The organism is Alsobacter metallidurans (genome assembly GCF_014636935.1).
Taxonomy (GTDB): domain Bacteria; phylum Pseudomonadota; class Alphaproteobacteria; order Rhizobiales; family Beijerinckiaceae; genus Alsobacter; species Alsobacter metallidurans.
Genome location: NZ_BMES01000001.1, coordinates 1,692,465 through 1,707,867, shown reverse-complemented (window position 1 = coordinate 1,707,867; position 15,403 = coordinate 1,692,465). Strand labels below are relative to the sequence as shown.

General features: G+C 69.2%; 15 protein-coding genes. 13 read left to right on the top strand and 2 right to left on the bottom strand.

Annotation, left to right across the window (positions count from 1 at the left end):
- Nucleotides 1–44 precede the first annotated feature (44 nt).
- From IEV99_RS07810 to IEV99_RS07790, 5 genes are all read left to right on the top strand, one after another.
- Nucleotides 45–1,214, top strand: a complete 1,170-nt coding sequence (locus IEV99_RS07810; protein WP_188517101.1) for an acyltransferase family protein — start codon at nt 45–47, stop codon at nt 1,212–1,214.
- The gene (locus IEV99_RS07805; RefSeq protein WP_188517100.1) at nt 1,211–1,579 is read left to right on the top strand and encodes a hypothetical protein; all 369 of its coding nucleotides are present in this window, start codon (nt 1,211–1,213) and stop codon (nt 1,577–1,579) included. The genes IEV99_RS07810 and IEV99_RS07805 overlap by 4 nt, the downstream gene beginning before the upstream one ends.
- Before the next feature lie 159 nt (nt 1,580–1,738).
- Complete coding sequence (locus IEV99_RS07800) at nt 1,739–2,830, top strand: hypothetical protein (RefSeq protein WP_188517099.1); 1,092 nt, start codon at nt 1,739–1,741, stop codon at nt 2,828–2,830.
- Between the two features lie 68 nt (nt 2,831–2,898).
- On the top strand, nt 2,899–4,176 hold the full coding sequence (locus IEV99_RS07795) for an O-antigen ligase family protein (protein WP_188517098.1): 1,278 nt from the start codon (nt 2,899–2,901) through the stop codon (nt 4,174–4,176).
- 30 nt (nt 4,177–4,206) lie between these two features.
- Nucleotides 4,207–5,484 carry a nucleotide sugar dehydrogenase gene (locus tag IEV99_RS07790; protein ID WP_188517097.1) on the top strand — a complete coding sequence of 426 codons (1,278 nt, stop codon included), beginning with the start codon at nt 4,207–4,209 and terminating at the stop codon, nt 5,482–5,484.
- A 148-nt stretch (nt 5,485–5,632) separates the two neighbouring features.
- Here the strand turns inward: IEV99_RS07790 and IEV99_RS07785 are convergent, their stop codons facing one another.
- Together IEV99_RS07785 and IEV99_RS07780 are read right to left on the bottom strand one after the other, a co-directional pair.
- Entirely contained in the window at nt 5,633–6,637 is a 1,005-nt protein-coding gene (locus IEV99_RS07785) for an SDR family NAD(P)-dependent oxidoreductase (protein WP_188517096.1), read from the bottom strand.
- A gap of 20 nt (nt 6,638–6,657) precedes the next feature.
- Nucleotides 6,658–7,665 carry a GDP-mannose 4,6-dehydratase gene (locus tag IEV99_RS07780; RefSeq protein WP_188517095.1) on the bottom strand — a complete coding sequence of 336 codons (1,008 nt, stop codon included), beginning with the start codon at nt 7,663–7,665 and terminating at the stop codon, nt 6,658–6,660.
- 130 nt (nt 7,666–7,795) lie between these two features.
- Here IEV99_RS07780 and IEV99_RS07775 point away from each other — a divergent pair, with 130 nt between their 5' ends.
- Genes IEV99_RS07775 through IEV99_RS07740 form a run of 8 tightly spaced genes read left to right on the top strand, consistent with a single transcriptional unit; the run spans nt 7,796 to nt 15,339 of the window.
- Nucleotides 7,796–8,968, top strand: coding sequence for a LegC family aminotransferase (locus IEV99_RS07775; RefSeq protein WP_188517094.1), 1,173 nt, complete (start codon nt 7,796–7,798; stop codon nt 8,966–8,968).
- Nucleotides 8,969–10,108 carry a UDP-N-acetylglucosamine 2-epimerase gene (gene neuC / locus IEV99_RS07770; RefSeq protein WP_188517093.1) on the top strand — a complete coding sequence of 380 codons (1,140 nt, stop codon included), beginning with the start codon at nt 8,969–8,971 and terminating at the stop codon, nt 10,106–10,108.
- Nucleotides 10,105–11,175 (top strand): N-acetylneuraminate synthase, encoded by a 1,071-nt coding sequence (gene neuB, locus IEV99_RS07765; RefSeq protein WP_188517092.1) that lies wholly within the window; start codon nt 10,105–10,107, stop codon nt 11,173–11,175. The genes neuC and neuB overlap by 4 nt, the downstream gene beginning before the upstream one ends.
- A gap of 10 nt (nt 11,176–11,185) precedes the next feature.
- The gene (locus IEV99_RS07760) at nt 11,186–11,821 is read left to right on the top strand and encodes a NeuD/PglB/VioB family sugar acetyltransferase (RefSeq protein WP_188517091.1); all 636 of its coding nucleotides are present in this window, start codon (nt 11,186–11,188) and stop codon (nt 11,819–11,821) included.
- A complete protein-coding gene (locus tag IEV99_RS07755) occupies nt 11,818–12,894 on the top strand; it encodes a nucleotidyltransferase family protein (RefSeq protein ID WP_188517090.1) in 1,077 nt (358 codons plus the stop codon). Before IEV99_RS07760 ends, IEV99_RS07755 begins: the two co-directional genes overlap by 4 nt.
- Entirely contained in the window at nt 12,891–13,808 is a 918-nt protein-coding gene (locus IEV99_RS07750) for a Gfo/Idh/MocA family protein (protein WP_188517089.1), read from the top strand. The genes IEV99_RS07755 and IEV99_RS07750 overlap by 4 nt, the downstream gene beginning before the upstream one ends.
- The gene (locus IEV99_RS07745) at nt 13,805–14,515 is read left to right on the top strand and encodes an acylneuraminate cytidylyltransferase family protein (RefSeq protein ID WP_188517088.1); all 711 of its coding nucleotides are present in this window, start codon (nt 13,805–13,807) and stop codon (nt 14,513–14,515) included. Before IEV99_RS07750 ends, IEV99_RS07745 begins: the two co-directional genes overlap by 4 nt.
- Entirely contained in the window at nt 14,512–15,339 is an 828-nt protein-coding gene (locus IEV99_RS07740) for an SDR family oxidoreductase (protein WP_188517087.1), read from the top strand. Before IEV99_RS07745 ends, IEV99_RS07740 begins: the two co-directional genes overlap by 4 nt.
- Nucleotides 15,340–15,403 lie beyond the last annotated feature (64 nt).

The following is a 15,403-nucleotide window of genomic DNA, read 5'->3' as shown; positions in this document are numbered from 1 at the left end:
CACCGCCAATCTGCGGCCCCACGCACAACCGGGAGGCGTCCTGCATGAGCGCCGATCCGGCCAACGCCGCAGAGCGGCTTCGGCATCCCCGAATCCTTGAAGCTGGATCAACGCGCAAGGCGCTGTCGCCGGCGCAAACCGTGACGCTCGACTGGACGAGGGGCATTGCGGCGCAACTCGTGCTGGTGGGGCACTTCCTATCGCTGAACGGCGTCGCCTCTCCGTTCACGATGCAGGATCTCGGCGTCATCCTGTTTTTCGTGATGTCTGGCTTTCTGATCGCCGCCAGCGTGGCCTCTAAGCCGAGCGACTATGACTATGGCGACTTCCTGATCGACCGCGCCGCGAGGGTCTTCACCCCCTACGTGCCCGCCCTCGCATTTCTGTGGCTCGCTGGGGTGTCCTTCGCCAAGGATGGCCCGACGGATCTGGTCACGGTCATGGCCAACCTGTTCATGCTGCAGGATTTCCCGCTGCATGAGCGTTGGGAGTGGTTTCCCGCCTTTGACCGGGTCGGACCCGGGCGAACCCTCTGGTCCATCGCGGTGGAGTGGTGGTGCTATGTCGGGCTCGGCGCGCTTATGCTGCGCCGCCGGCAGAGCCTCTGGCCCTATCTGCCCCTGTTCCTGCCCGCGCTTGTCGTCTGGCACCACCAGACTGTGAGCGGTCGCCTCGCCTTGACGTGGATGCTCGGGGCGCTGGCGGCGTCACTGTGGAGCCGCCTGCCGCGCAACGCCCCGGTGTGGGCCGCTCTGGCGGCATCCTTCACGGCGCTGGCGGTCTTGCGATGGGAAGCCGTCGAGGGTCAGTTCTACGATTTCCTGCTCAACGTGCTGATCGGAGCCGGCCTGTTCTCGTTTCTGCTCGCCGTCGAGCGGCTGCGGCCACCGGCTTGGCTGGCTCGCTCCGGGCGTGGTCTGGCCGCCTTCTCCTACTCGCTGTACCTGACCCATCTCGCATTCAGGTACTTTCCGTTCTGGACGGGCCTGGCGGCCGCAAACATGTTTGCAATCGCGCTCTGGTGGGCGGTGGAACGTCACCACCGCGCCGTTGCGCGCGGTCTCCGCACCTTGCGAAAGAGGCTCCGGCGGACGAATAGGCAGGCCGTTCAGCTGTTTCGGCCGACAAGCTCAAGGCCGAAGTGGAACCGCCCGGCCTTTCAAACGTCGTCGATCGATAATCAGATACGTTCACGTGAGGGAGTTGAAACTTGAAAAAGACCGCAGCAATCGTCATCGCCGCCGCCGCAGCCTGGCTCGGAGCCTCTTCGGCGCAGGCCGCGCCGTTCCCGGTTGCGCCGCTTACGGGCGCCGAGGACGGTCTCGTGCAGACTGTCCAGGAAAATCCAATCGTTTATCGCAACGGCCGACAGTGCCAGCGGGCTTCGTCCGGCGCGGTGGTGTGCCGGCCGGCGGGCGGCGGCTACGGCTACGGGCGTGGTTATGATCGCGGCTATGGCCGGGGATACGGACGTGAATACGGCCGTGGTTACGGCTATGGCCGCAGCGAAAACCCGGTCGTTTACCGGAATGGTCGCCAGTGCCAGCGCGCGTCGTCCGGCCGGGTGATCTGCCGCTAAGACACGACGCCGCTTCGGAGCGAGCGCCAGCGCTTGATCCGGCTGCCGATCTGTCCCACAGAAGCGTCCGACCTCCTCAGGTCGGACGCTTTTTCATGCGGAGGCGACTGCCGGTCGCCTCCGTGACCGCGTCAACCACGGAGCCTCGCGGCGGGGACAATGACGAGCAGCGCATCGAGACCGGCGCATCCCTGGCGAAAGCTGCTGGCGGGATTTTTCGCCGCGCTCGCGCTGATCGGGGTAGTGCTCGGCGGCGCGCTTGCGGCGTTTGATCCCTACGGGGCCATGCCGCTCAAGCGCAGCGGCGCTCCGGCGCTGATGGACCTCAACCAGCGCTACATGTACCCGCAGGTAATCCGGACGCACCTGTTCGACGGGGCCGTATTCGGCACCTCGACGGTGAGACTGCTGGATCCCAGCCGGCTCGATCTGGCCTTCGGCGCGCGCACGGCCAATCTCGCGATGAACTCGGCTACCGCCTGGGAGCAGGCGCAAATTGCCAACCTCTTCCTGCGCGAAACGCCGCAAGCCCGGCTGGCGATCTTCGGGATCGATCCGCTTTGGTGCGCCCAGGACGCCGACAGCCCCGACAAGCGAATCACGTCGCGGGGGTTCCCCGACAGCCTCTACGACGCGAACCCCTGGAACGATTGGCGCCATCTCTTCAACCTCCGATCGATCGAAATCGCGTGGCGGCTGGCTCTCCACCGGATGGGCCTGATGGCGCCGCGCCTGCCGCTGAACGGCTACGAGGTCTTCACGCCCGACGAGCGCGCCTATGATCTCGGGCGCGCCCGCCTCCATATCTATGGCGACACCGGATTCCGGCGGGAGGCTCCCTCAGATGCGCCGCCCGCCGCTGGCGTAGACCGCACGACCATCCGGCTCCCGGCGCTCGCATGGCTGGACAACCTTTTGGCCCGAACGCCCGCCGGCGCCGTCCGCCTCGTAGTGTTTCCGCCGGCCCACGCGGCCGGGATCTATCCTGCGGCCAGCCGTGAGGGCGCTCGGATGGAGGAATGCAAGGCGCGGGTCGCCGCGATCGCGCTCGCCAGGGGCGCGACAATGGTCGACTTCCGGTTGCCGAACCCGATCACCCGGGACGACGCCAACTTCTGGGACCATTTGCATTATCGGCTGCCGATCGCGCGACGGATCGAGCAGGGCCTCGCCGACGCTTGGACGACGGGCCGGGACGATCCGGACGGCTTCTACAAAGTGCCGGCGTGGAGCGGCCATTCAGGTTCATGACGCTTGAACACGAATTGCGCAGGCTGCGATCAAGCTTCATAACGCGGAACCGCTTGGAGCCCTGACGCATGGTCGCTTCCTTCCCCCGCACGGCCGAACCAGCCCCTGCCGGCGCACGCGGGGCCTTGCTGGCCGATCTCGCGACGGCTTGCCTCGTGGTGGTGCTGCCGGTGCTGATGGCGTTCGCCAACCGGTCGTCTCCGCTCGTTTTAGGGATCGCGGCAGCCCTCGCGCTCGCGGCCGCGCTGGTTCGCTCGGGCGCGCCCGCGCTCGGCGCCTCGCTTGGCGCTATGCTGCGCACACCCGAAGCCTGGGCCGGATTTGCGTTTCTGGTCTGGGCGCTTGTCACCATCCTGTGGAGCGTCGATCAGCGGTCATCGGTGGCGGCTTTTGGCGAGTTGATCGCGCCGCTGGCGGCCGCAACCCTGCTCGCCGCCGCGCTACCCCGCTCTCTCCCCGGCTGGGCGACGCCGGCGCTGGCCGTCTCGCTCGCGCTGGTGACGCTGGTTCTCGCGGTGGAGATCCACTTCGATTTCCCGATGCGGCGTCTCTGGGGCGGCCGGCTCGAAGATTACGTGATGAACCGCCCGATCGTGACAGCCACCCTGCTGTTCTGGCCGCTGGCCGCTGCGATGCGCGCGCAGGGGCGCAACGGGCTGGCGTTGGCGACCTTCGCGGTGGTCGCCGCGGGGGCGCTCGCGTCCACCAGCGGCACCTCGAAACTCTCCGTGCTCGTTGGCGCCGCCGCCTTCATGATGGCGCTCGCAGCCCCGCGCCTCGTCAAGGCGCTCGCCGCCCCTGTACTGGTGCTCGCGATGGCGGTTCAGCCGGTGTTCGGGCTGGCGCTGTCGCGCGCGATTCCCGAAAGCGGCATGTCGGCGCTGAGCTCCGCGCACGCGCGGGAACGGGTCGACATCTGGATCACCTTCGGCGAGGTGGCGGTGCGCAGGCTCGCGACCGGGACGGGCTTCGGGTCGTCGCCGAAGCTCGACAAGGATCCAGTCGCAATCGAAGTGCCGGAGCGGCACCGCGCGATGCTGGCGGTGGGCCATCCCCATGACGCGTTGTTGCAGGCCTGGACGGAGCTCGGGCTTCCGGGCGCGCTGATCAGCATCGTTCTGCTCGGGCTTGTCGGCCTGCGGCTGGCGCGCCTGCCCAATCAATTGTTGCCGGAGCGGGCGGCCTGCGCGGTCGCCGTGCTGGCGATAGCGATGGAAAGCCATGGCGCGTGGCAGGGCTGGTGGATCGCGGCGGTCGCGGCCGCGGTCCTGCTATTCCCACGTCTGCAACCGGAACGCCCACCGGGCTACGCGGACACGCTTGCGGCGACGGGCCCGGGGCGATAAGGCACGGCTCCCAAGCAGAAAGGCGCCGCCGTGGAGCATGATCGCAGGATCGCTGTTATAGGCCTCGGCTACGTGGGCCTGCCGGTCGCGGCGTCGTTCGCGCGGGCCGGAGCCCAGGTGATCGGTTTCGACATTGACCGCAAGCGGATCGCGGAGCTCGCCGCCGGGCATGACCGCACGCGCGAGGTTGAAGCCGCCGATTTGCGCGCCCTGCGGCTCACCGCCGATCCGGCCGATCTCGCGGATGCTGATTTTTTCATCGTCACGGTGCCGACCCCAATCGACGACGCGCGCCGGCCGGACCTTGGGGCCGTGCTCAAGGCGTCCGAAACGGTGGGTCGCGCCCTGAAGACGGGCGGCATCGTCGTTTACGAATCCACGGTCTATCCCGGCGCCACCGAGGAAGACTGCGTGCCCGTGCTGGAGCGCGTTTCGGGCCTGCGCTGCGGGCCGGATTTCCGGGTCGGCTACTCGCCCGAGCGCATCAACCCTGGCGACAAGGAGCATCGCTTCGAAACCATCACCAAGGTGGTGTCCGGGCAGGACGCCGAGAGCCTCTCCATCATCGCGGCGGTCTATGGCTCCGTCGTGAAGGCGGGCGTTCACAAGGCGCCGTCCATCAAGGTGGCCGAGGCCGCGAAGGTGATCGAGAATACGCAGCGCGACCTCAATATCGCGTTCATGAACGAGCTGTCGGTGATCTTCCAGCAGCTCGGCATCGACACCGGCGACGTGCTGACGGCGGCGCGCACCAAGTGGAACTTCCTGCCCTTCAGCCCTGGCCTCGTCGGTGGGCACTGCATCGGCGTGGATCCCTATTACCTCACCTACCGGGCCGAGCGCGCCGGGTGCCATCCCGAGGTGATCCTCGCGGGACGCCGCATCAATGACGGCGTCGGCCAACGCGTTGCGCGCGAGTGCATCCGCATGATGCTGGCGGCCGGCAAGGCCAACCCGACAGTCACGGTGCTGGGCCTGACCTTCAAGGAAAACGTGCCGGACACCCGGAACTCCAAGGTGGTCGACATCGTCGCGGAGCTGAAGAATTTTGGCGTCGCGGTCGAGATCCACGATCCGCTCGCCGATCCGCGCGACGCCGAGCACGAGTATGGGCTGGCGCTGACGCCATTGGACCAGCTTACGCCGGCCGACGCCGTGATCCTGGCTGTGCCGCATGCGGAGTTCGTCAACGAGGGTTGGACGCTCGTGCAGTCGCTCCTGAAGCCGGGCTCAACGACGGTGATCGACGTGCGCGGCGCGCTGCCGCGTGACGCAAAGCCGGACGGGCTGGAGCTCTTCAGGCTCTAAAGGGTTCGAGGAAGCCCCGGAGGCGCCCTCCCGGCCCGTGCGCCCCGCCGTCATTGCGAGCCGAAGGCGAACCAATCCCGCCTGATTGCCGGGCTTCCAGGCTGGATTGCTCCGCTGCGCTCGCGATGACGGGAGCGCGCCCTGCCCCCTAGCGCCACTCGTTGACGTACCAGTCGACGAAGGCCTTTACGCCCTGGTCCACGGTCGTCGATGGTCGATAGCCCGTGAGGCGCTCCAGCAGGTCGGCGTTGGCGAAGGTGGCGGGCACGTCGCCCTGCTGCATGGGCATGTAGTTGCGCTGCGCCTGGCGGCCGAGATGCCGCTCCAGGCAGGCGATGTAGTCCATCAGCTCCACCGGCTGGCCGCCCGCGATGTTGACCACGCGAAACGGCGCCGCGATCGACGCGCCGGTCAGCTTGGCCTCGTCCTCGTCGGCAGCCGCGGCCGGCACGGCGTCGAGCAAGCGCGCCATAGCCTCCACGAGGTCGGTCACATAGGTGAAGTCGCGTCGCATCGCGCCTTGGCCGTAGATGTCGATGGGCTCGCCGTCCAGGATCGCCTTGGCGAACTTGAACAGCGCCATGTCGGGCCGGCCCCAAGGCCCGTATACGGTGAAGAAGCGCAGCATCGTGGTGGGGATGCCCCACAGATGGGCGTAGCTGTGCGCCATGTGCTCGGTCGCCCGCTTGGTCGCGGCGTAGAGCGTCATCGGCATGTCGGCGCGCTGGTCCTCGGTGAACGGCATCACCGTGTTGGCGCCGTACACCGAACTCGTGGAAGCCATCAGCAGGTGCTTCACGGCGAGCTCGCGCGCCAGTTCCAGCACGTTGAAGGTGCCGACCAGGTTGGCGTCCACGTAAGCGCGCGGGTTTTCGAGGCTGTAGCGGACGCCGGCTTGGGCCGCGAGATGGAAGATGGCGTCGGGCCGGGCCTCGCGCACCACCGCGGCCATGCTCTCCATGTCCTCCAGCATCACCACGTGCTGGATGAAATCAGGGTTCTGGTTGAGCAGCGCGACGCGCCGCTCTTTCAGCCGCACGTCGTAATAGGCCGTCATGCCGTCGAGACCGACCACCGAATGGCCGGCCGCCAGCAGGCGACGGGCCAGGTGAAAGCCGATGAACCCGGCCGAGCCGGTGACGAGGATCTTCATCGGCGTACTCCCGTGGCGCGTCAGACGACGTAGTCGGTGGCGGAGCGCGCGCGTCCGCCCGACAGGCGGCCGCGCCACCACGCGACCGTGCTGGCCAGCCCGTCCTCCAGGCTCAGCTTGGGCGCCCAGCCGGTGGCGGCGGTGAGCCGTGCGTGATCGGCCAGCAAGGCCCGCACCTCGGAGCCGGCCGGGCGCATGCGCGCCGCCTCGCTCTGGATCGGCTTGTTGGAGCCGGTGACGCGCTGCAGCGTCTCGACGAGCTGCCCAATCGTGACGGCGCGGCCGGTGCCGCCATTGTACGCGGAGCCGAACTGCAGGCCGTCCGCGAGCCCGACGGCGAGAAAGGCCTCAGCGGTGTCGGTCACGAAGGTGAAGTCGCGACGCGGCGACAGATCGCCCAGGCGGATCGCCTCGCAGGCGGGGTCGAGGATCTGGCGGATCGTCGAGGCGATCACGGCGCGCTCGCTCTGGCGCGGGCCGAAGGTGTTGAAGGGCCGCAGCGTCACCACGGGCAGCTCGAACGAGCGTGCGTAAGCCTCCGCCATCATGTCGGCGCCGATTTTGGAGGCCGAATAAGGCGACTGACCCTGCAGCGGGTGCGTCTCGTCCATGGGCTCGGTCTGAGCCGTGCCGTAGACCTCGCTCGTCGAGGTGTGGACCACCCGGGCGAGGCCGTGTGCGCGGGCGGCCTCCAGGACGTTCAGCGTGCCCTGCACGTTGGTGGCCACGTAGGATTGCGGCGCGTCATAGGAATACGGGATGGCGATCAGCGCCGCGAGGTGGAAGCAGACCTCCTGCCCGGCGAGGAGCCGCATCATGAAGCCCCCGTCGCGCACGTCGCCGCGCACGAGCTTGACCTTGGCGCGAACATCCGGAGCGAGATCGTCCAGCCAGCCGTGGCTGTCGAAGGCGTTGTAGAGCGCCAATGCGGTGACGTCCGCGCCCTCGGCCACAAGCGCTTCGACGACGTGGGATCCGATGAAACCATCCGCGCCCGTCACGACCACGCGCCGACCCTGGTACCGCACCTGCAGGCTCCTTTCGGTTGCACGCCCGCAGTAGCCGAGAAGGCAAGGTGGATCAACCTTGGGGTGCGCTCATTGACATCGCCGCAAGCGGCGCGGTACCTCGCAGGTCGAATGCCACCTGGAAGGCATGATGACCTCGGTCGACAACTCCCGCCTTATCGACGCCCTGAAGGGCGTGCTCGGCCCCGCCGATGCGTTGATCCCGCTGCATGAGCCGCGCTTCGCCGGCCGTGAGTGGGAGCTGCTGAAGGACTGCCTCGACACCGGTTGGGTTTCGTCGGTCGGCCAGTACGTGGACGGTTTCGAGGCCAGGCTGGCCGAGACCTGCGGGGCCGGCCGGGCGGTCGCGGTCGTGAACGGCACCGCGGCGCTGCATATGGCGCTGCTGGTGGCGGGCGTGCGGCCCGACGACGAAGTGATCGTCCCCACCCTCACCTTCGTGGCCACCGTGAACGCGGTGGTCTATTGCGGGGCCGTGCCGCACCTCGTCGATTCCGAGATGCTGACGCTCGGCATGGACCCCGCAAAGCTCGGCCGTCATCTGGAGCGCATCGGGACGCGCCGGGACGGCGTGCTGGTGAACCGCGAGACCGGCCGGACGATCCGCGCCATCGTGCCCATGCACACGTTTGGGCACCCGGTGGACATGGACAGGCTGAACGCCATCGCCGAACAGTTCGGCCTGCCGGTGATCGAGGACGCCACCGAGTCGCTGGGAACGCTCTACAAGGGCCGGCCCTCGGGCTCACTGGCGCCCATCGGCACGCTCAGCTTCAACGGCAACAAGATCGTCACCACGGGCGGCGGCGGCGCGGTTCTGACGCATGATCCGGTGCTGGGCGCGCGGGCGAAGCACCTCACCACCACGGCCAAGGTCCCGCACCGCTGGGCGTTTGATCATGACGAATTGGGTTATAACTACCGCCTGCCCAATCTGAACGCCGCGCTGGGCGTGGCGCAGCTGGAGCAGCTCCCGGGGTTCCTGGACGCCAAGCGCGCGCTGGCCGAGCGCTACGCGCAGGCGCTGGAGGGCGTGTCCGGGCTTCGGTTCTTCCGCGAGCCGGCCTTCGCCCGCTCCAACTACTGGCTGAACGCCGTGCTGCTGGACGCCGACGACGAGGCCGAGCGCGACCGCGTGCTGCAGGCCACCAACGACGCCGGGCTGATGACGCGGCCGGTCTGGACCGTGATGCACAAGCTGTCCATGTACCGCGACTGCCCGCGCGACGACCTCTCGGTCGCCGAAAGCATTGGCCGGCGGCTGATCAACATCCCTTCCTCGGCCAAGCACGGGCTGCGCTAGATGGCGCTGCACGTCGCCATCGTGACCGGAAGCCGCGCCGACTGGGGGCTGCTGGCCGGCCCCGCGCGGGCGCTGGCGGACCGGGGCCTGCGCGTGTCGGTGATCGCCACCGGGCAGCATCTCGGCCCCGCCAATACGCTGGAGGCCATTCGGCAGGACGGCTTCGAGCCCGCCGACACAGTCGACATCCTGCTCGCCGCCGACACGGGCGCTGCCGCCGCGAAGGCGATGGGGCTGCTGCAGATCGGTCTGGCCGAAACGCTCGGCAGGCTCGCGCCAGACTTGCTGCTCGTGCTCGGCGACCGCTACGAGATCCTGGCAGCCGTCTCGGCCGCGCTGGTGATGCGGATCCCGGTCGCGCACATCGCGGGCGGCGACATCACCGAAGGCGCGATGGACGACGCCATCCGGCACGCCATCACCAAGATGGCGAGCTTGCACTTCACCACCACCGAAGAGGCCGCCGCACGCGTCCGGGCGATGGGCGAGCCGGCCGGGCGCGTCCACGCAGTCGGCAGCCCTGGCATCGATCGCATCAGGGCCACCGCCCTCCTCACCCGCGACGAGACCTTTGCGGCGCTCGGCCTCCCGCCAACGCCAAAGCTGCTGGTGGTGACGTTTCATCCCGTGACCCTGTCGGACAGCTCGCGCGCCGAGCTCGCGGCGCTGCTGGATACGTTGGGCCGTCTTGGCCCGGAGTTCGGCCTCGTTTTCACGGGGGTCAACGCTGACCCTGACGGCGCGACGCTGGACCGGGACATCGCGGCCTTCTGCGCCAGGCGCCCCAACGCCGTGCATCGCGGCTCGCTGGGGTCGCGGCTGTATTTTTCGGCCGTGGCGGCGGCGGACGCCGTGGTGGGCAATTCGTCCAGCGGGCTCTACGAGGTCCCGAGCTTCGGCAAGCCGACCGTGGACGTCGGCGACCGGCAGAAGGGCCGGCTTCGGGCGTCGTCGGTGGTGCATTGCGCGCCCACCCGCGACGCCATCGCGGCCGCCATCGCGCAGGCGCTTGCCATGGACGCGAGCGGGGCGGTCAACCCCTATGGCGACGGGCGGTCCTCCGCCCGCATCGCCGACGTGATCGCCGCCATCGAGCGGCCGCGCGACCTGCTGCGCAAACCGGCCGGAGACGCGCCATGAGCCGCAAGACGCTGATCATCGCCGAGGCCGGCGTGAACCACGACGGCGACTTTGACGCCGCCGTGGCGCTCGTGGACGCCGCCGCCGACGCGGGCGCGGACGTGGTGAAGTTCCAGACCTTCTCGGCCGACAAGCTCGCCAGCCGCAAGGCCGAGAAGGCCGCCTACCAGAAAGTGGCGACCGGCGCCGGCGAAAGCCAGCGCGACATGCTGCGCCGCCTGGAGCTCGGGCATGACGCGCATCGCCGGCTGGTGAAGCACGCGGCCGAGCGGGGCATCGGCTTCCTGTCCACGCCGTTCGACCTGGAGAGCCTCGCCTTCCTGTCTGACGACCTGCGCCTGCCGCAGTTGAAGCTCGGCTCTGGCGAGGTCACCAATGCGCCGCTGCTCGTGGCCGTGGGACGCACCGGCCGTCCCGTGGTCCTGTCCACCGGCATGGCGAACCTGGGCGAAGTCGAATTGGCGCTGGCCGCGCTGGCGGTCGGCTACCTTGGCCGCGAGCCCAACCGGGCGGCGTTTGCGCGGGCGTTGTCTGATGCGGCGGCCTGGGAGGCTTTGCGCCGCAACGTCACGCTGCTGCAGTGCACGACGCAGTATCCGGCGCCGGCCGCCGACGCCAATCTCGGCGCCATGGCGACGCTGCGGGCCGCTTTCGGGTTGCCGGTCGGCTACTCGGACCACTGTCTCGGCATCAACGTGTCGCTCGCGGCCGCGGCGCTGGGCGCGGTGGCGATCGAAAAGCATTTCACGCTGGACCGGACGCGACCGGGCCCGGACCACGCCGCCTCGCTGGAGCCGGGCGAGCTCAAGCAGTTGGTGGACGGCGTGCGTGAAATTTCAGCCTCGCTCGGAGATGGCCTGAAAACGCCCCGGGCGTCGGAGGTTCCAAACATCCCGGTTGCGCGCAAATCCATCGTGGCGGCGCGGCCGATCGCCAGGGGCGAACGGCTGACCCTCGACGCGATCACGACAAAGCGGCCCGGCGACGGCCGGTCGCCCTTCGACATTTGGGACCTGGTCGGAACCGAGGCGACCGCCGACTACGACGAAGACGATGCGATCCGATGAGAACCGCCCGGTGACCGCCCCCATCCCGGTGATCGTGCTCGGCGCGGGCGGCCACGCGGCCGTGGTGCTCGATTTACTTCGTACGCTGGGCCGCGAGGTGCGCGGCTGCGTCGCGCCGGAAGACGGGCCAGCCTCGGCCTCGGCGCCCCTGCTGGGCGGCGATGCCGCGCTGGACGGCGTGTCGCCCGACGCGGTCGCGTTGGCGCTGGGCGTCGGCTCAATCGGCGATTCGCGAGTCCGCCGAATCGTTTGGGAGCGTTTCCGCATGCGGGGATTCAGCTTTCCGGCGCTCGTCCACCCCGCCGCTGCGTTAGGCTCCGGCGTCATGCTCGGCGACGGAGCCGTGGTGATGATGCGTGCCGCGGTGCAAACCGGCGTTCGCATCGGCGAAGCCACGATCCTCAACACGGCCTGCAGCGTCGATCATCACGCCCGCATCGGCGCCTTCGTGCATGTGGCGCCGGGAGCAACGATATGTGGCGACGTGACGATCGGCGATGACGCCCATGTCGGGCCGGGCGCGGTGGTGTGCCAGGGCGTGCGCGTCGGCGCGGGGGCCGTGCTGGCGGCCGGTGCGGTCGTGATCCACGACGTCCCTGCCGGTCGGCTCGTACAAGGCGTTCCCGCGCGGGAGCGCCGGCCATGATCCGCCGCCCGATCAAGTGGCACGACGCCCGGGTGACGCCCGAGAGCCAGATTCTGGACGCTATCCGGATCATCGATTCCGGCCCGGGCGGCATCGCGCTGGTGACGACGCCGGACGACCGGCTCGTCGGCACGGTGACGGACGGCGACGTGCGGCGCGGGCTGCTGCGCGGCGTGAAGCTGGACGAGCCCGTCACGGCGGTGATGAACGCCAAGCCGCGCTGGGTGGACCCCACCGCCTCGCGCGACGCCATCATCGGCAAGATGCGCGCCTGGGGCGTCGAGCAGGCGCCGCTGGTGGACGCCTCCGGCCGCGTCGTCGGGCTGGAGCTCTTCGGCGACCTACTGCTGGCGCCCGGGGACGACACCTGGATTGTCCTGATGGCAGGCGGCATGGGCACGCGGCTGCGGCCCTACACCGAGACGTTGCCCAAGCCGATGCTGCCCGTGGGCGGCAAGCCGATCATCCAGACCATCGTGGAAAGCTTCGCCGCGCAGGGTTTCCGGCGGTTCTTCTTCTCGGTGAATTACCGGGCCGAGGACATCATGCGCCACTTCGGCGACGGCGAGCAGTTTGGCGTGCAGGTCGAGTATCTGCACGAAACGGAGCGCAAGGGCACGGCCGGGGCGCTGTCGTTGCTGCGCGAGGCTCCGCCCGGCCCCGTGATCGTGATGAACGGCGACATCATGACCAGCGTCGATTTTCGCCAGCTTCTGCGCTTCCACGAGGAGCACGGCGCGGACGCCACCATGTGCGTGCGCGAGTACTCCATCCAGGTGCCCTTCGGCGTTGTCGAGACGGACCAGCACCGGCTGAAGACGCTGCAGGAGAAGCCCGTCCACTCGTTTTTCGTGAACGCCGGCATTTACGTGCTGTCGCCCGACGCGCTGGCGCGCGTGCCGCGGGACCGCTTCTACGACATGACGGATCTCTTCGCCGACCTGATGGCGGAAGGCCGAGAGGCCAGCGTGTTTCCACTGCGCGAATACTGGCTCGACGTCGGCCGCCACGAGGACCTCGCCCAAGCGCGCACCGATGCGGTGGAGCGCGCGGCCGGGGACGACGCCTCGTGACCGCCAGACGCGCCATGGTGGTGGGCTACGGCTCCATCGGCGCCCGGCACGCGCGCGTGCTGCGCGAGGATGGGCTCGAGGTCGGCGTCGTCAGCCGCAGCGGCGCGGCGGAGGGCTCGGTCGCCACCCTGGCCGAAGGTTTGGCGCAGTTCCGCCCGGACTACGTGGTGCTGGCGAGCCCGACCTCCGACCATCGCGCCGGGCTCGAGGCGCTGGCCGAGCAGGCTTTTGGCGGCCGCGTGCTGGTGGAAAAGCCGCTGCTGGCCGAGCCCGCGACCCTGCCGTGGGGCGGCTTTGGCCAGGTCGGCGTCGGCTACAACCTACGCTTCCATCCGCTGGTCGCCCGCCTGCGCGACGCGCTGACTGGGCGCCGCGTGCTCAGCGCATCCATTCATTGTGGCCAATACCTGCCCGACTGGCGGCCCGGGACCGACTACCGGGCGACGTCGTCCGCAAGCCTGGCCGCCGGCGGCGGCGTGCTGCGCGACCTGTCGCATGAGCTCGATCTGGCCGCGCACCTGTTGGGTTCCTGGACGGAGCTGACCGCCACGGGCGGCCGGCTCGGGCCGCTCGACATCGAGACGGACGACGCCTGGGGCGTGCTGATGCGACTGCGCTCGGGCGCGATCGTGACGCTCGGCGTGGATTATTGGCACCGCCCGGCGCGCCGGAGCATCGTGGTCGAAACCGCCGAGGGCTCGCTGAGCATCGACTTCATCGCCGGAACGTTCACCGAGAACGGCAAGGCCGAGGCTCACCCGGCCGAGCGCGACGCGACCTACCGGGCCATGCACAAGGCCATGCTGGATCACGCCCCCTCCCCGCTCTGCACGGCGGCCGAGGGCCTGGCGGTGGTCGACACCATCGCGGCGATCGAGAAGGCGGCACGGGACCGGGTCTGGATCACGGCATGAAGCGCATCTGCACCATCTGCGCCCGCGGCGGCTCCAAGGGCGTGCCGGGCAAGAACCTCCGGGTGATCGCCGGCCGGCCGCTGCTCGCCTGGTCGATCTGGCAGGCGGCGCAAACGGGGCTGTTCGACGCGATCGCGGTGTCGAGCGACTCGGAGGATATTCTCCGGGCCGCGGAGGCGGCAGGCGCGCAGGTGCTGGTTCGCCGTCCGGCCGACATGGCGACGGACACGGCCCCCAAGGCGCCGGTGATCCGGCATGCGCTGCTCGCCGCCGAAGCCGAGCTCGGCTGGCAGGCCGACGTGCTGGTGGATCTCGACGCGACGTCGCCGCTGCGTGAGCCCGCCGACATCGCGGGCGCGGTGGCGCAGCTGGAAGCGGATGGCCGCTCCTGCGTGATCACGGCGGCTCCGGCCCGGCGCTCGCCCTATTTCAACCTCGTCGAGCTGGACGGGGCCGGCAACGCGCACCTCTCCAAGCCGCTCCCGAACGCGGTGGTGCGCCGGCAGGATGCGCCCCGTTGCTTCGACATGAACGCGTCGATCTATGTCTGGCGGCGATCCGCGATCGTGGGCGATCCGCGGGTCTTCTACCCCGACACTGGCCTCTACGAGATGCCGGAGGAGCGCTCGGTCGACATCGATAGCCCGCTCGACATGGACATCGTCACGATGCTGATGGAACGACGCCACGGGGAGCGGCCGGCATGAGGGCCAAGGGCGGATACAGGCAGCTGTTCGACCTCTCCGGCAAGGTCGCGGTGGTGACTGGCGGCGCCGGCATCATCGGCCAGGAGATCGTGGCGGCGCTGGCCGACCACGGCGCGGCCGTTGCGGTCGTGGATCTCGACGAAGGCAAAGCGAAAGCTGTCGCCGCGGAGCTGGCCGCGACATATGAGGTTTGCACGCTTGGCGTGGGCGTAGACGTCGCGGACAAGGCCTCGGTTGTCGCCATGGCGGACGCCGTAGAGCGCGAACTCGGACCCATCGACGTCCTGCACAACAACGCCGCCGGCAAGGGCGCGTCGCTGGACGCCTTTTTCGAGCCGCTGGAGACGTTTGACCTCGACACCTGGCGGGCCATCATGGCCGTGAACCTGGACGGCATGTTCCTGGTCGCGCAGGCGGTGGGCTCGCGGATGGCACAGCGCGGGCGCGGGTCAATTATCCAGACGGCGTCGATCTACGGCGCGATGGGGCCCGACCAGCGCATCTACGAAGGCTCCGAGTATCTTGGGCGGCCCATCAACACGCCGCCGATCTATTCGGCCTCCAAGGCAGGCGTGATCGGGCTGACGCGCTATCTGGCGGCCTATTGGGGCAAGGCGGGCGTCCGGGTGAACACCCTGACGCCGGGCGGCGTCGAGAGCGGCCAGAACGAGCGGTTCTCCCGCCAGTACGGCGCGCGCGTCCCCATGGGCCGCATGGCGCTGGCGCACGAGATGACGGGCGCGGTTGTGTACCTCGCCTCGGACGCGTCCAGCTATGTGACGGGGCAGAACTTGTTCGTGGACGGTGGCCTGTCCGCATGGTAACCCGCAGCTCCGTCCGCGACCGTCGCCGGATCGCGCCCGACCGCCGGTGAGCCGCGCCCTGCGC

What these genes read in the sequence shown, in the direction of transcription:
- IEV99_RS07740 (WP_188517087.1), top strand. Translation starts at nt 14,512, where the DNA reads ATGAGGGCCAAGGGCGGATACAGGCAGCTGTTCGACCTCTCCGGCAAG.
- IEV99_RS07775 (WP_188517094.1), top strand. Translation starts at nt 7,796, where the DNA reads ATGACCTCGGTCGACAACTCCCGCCTTATCGACGCCCTGAAGGGCGTG.
- IEV99_RS07795 (WP_188517098.1), top strand. Translation starts at nt 2,899, where the DNA reads ATGGTCGCTTCCTTCCCCCGCACGGCCGAACCAGCCCCTGCCGGCGCA.
- IEV99_RS07810 (WP_188517101.1), top strand. Translation starts at nt 45, where the DNA reads ATGAGCGCCGATCCGGCCAACGCCGCAGAGCGGCTTCGGCATCCCCGA.
- neuC (WP_188517093.1), top strand. Translation starts at nt 8,969, where the DNA reads ATGGCGCTGCACGTCGCCATCGTGACCGGAAGCCGCGCCGACTGGGGG.
- neuB (WP_188517092.1), top strand. Translation starts at nt 10,105, where the DNA reads ATGAGCCGCAAGACGCTGATCATCGCCGAGGCCGGCGTGAACCACGAC.
- IEV99_RS07745 (WP_188517088.1), top strand. Translation starts at nt 13,805, where the DNA reads ATGAAGCGCATCTGCACCATCTGCGCCCGCGGCGGCTCCAAGGGCGTG.
- IEV99_RS07800 (WP_188517099.1), top strand. Translation starts at nt 1,739, where the DNA reads ATGACGAGCAGCGCATCGAGACCGGCGCATCCCTGGCGAAAGCTGCTG.
- IEV99_RS07755 (WP_188517090.1), top strand. Translation starts at nt 11,818, where the DNA reads ATGATCCGCCGCCCGATCAAGTGGCACGACGCCCGGGTGACGCCCGAG.
- IEV99_RS07785 (WP_188517096.1), bottom strand. Translation starts at nt 6,637, where the DNA reads ATGAAGATCCTCGTCACCGGCTCGGCCGGGTTCATCGGCTTTCACCTG.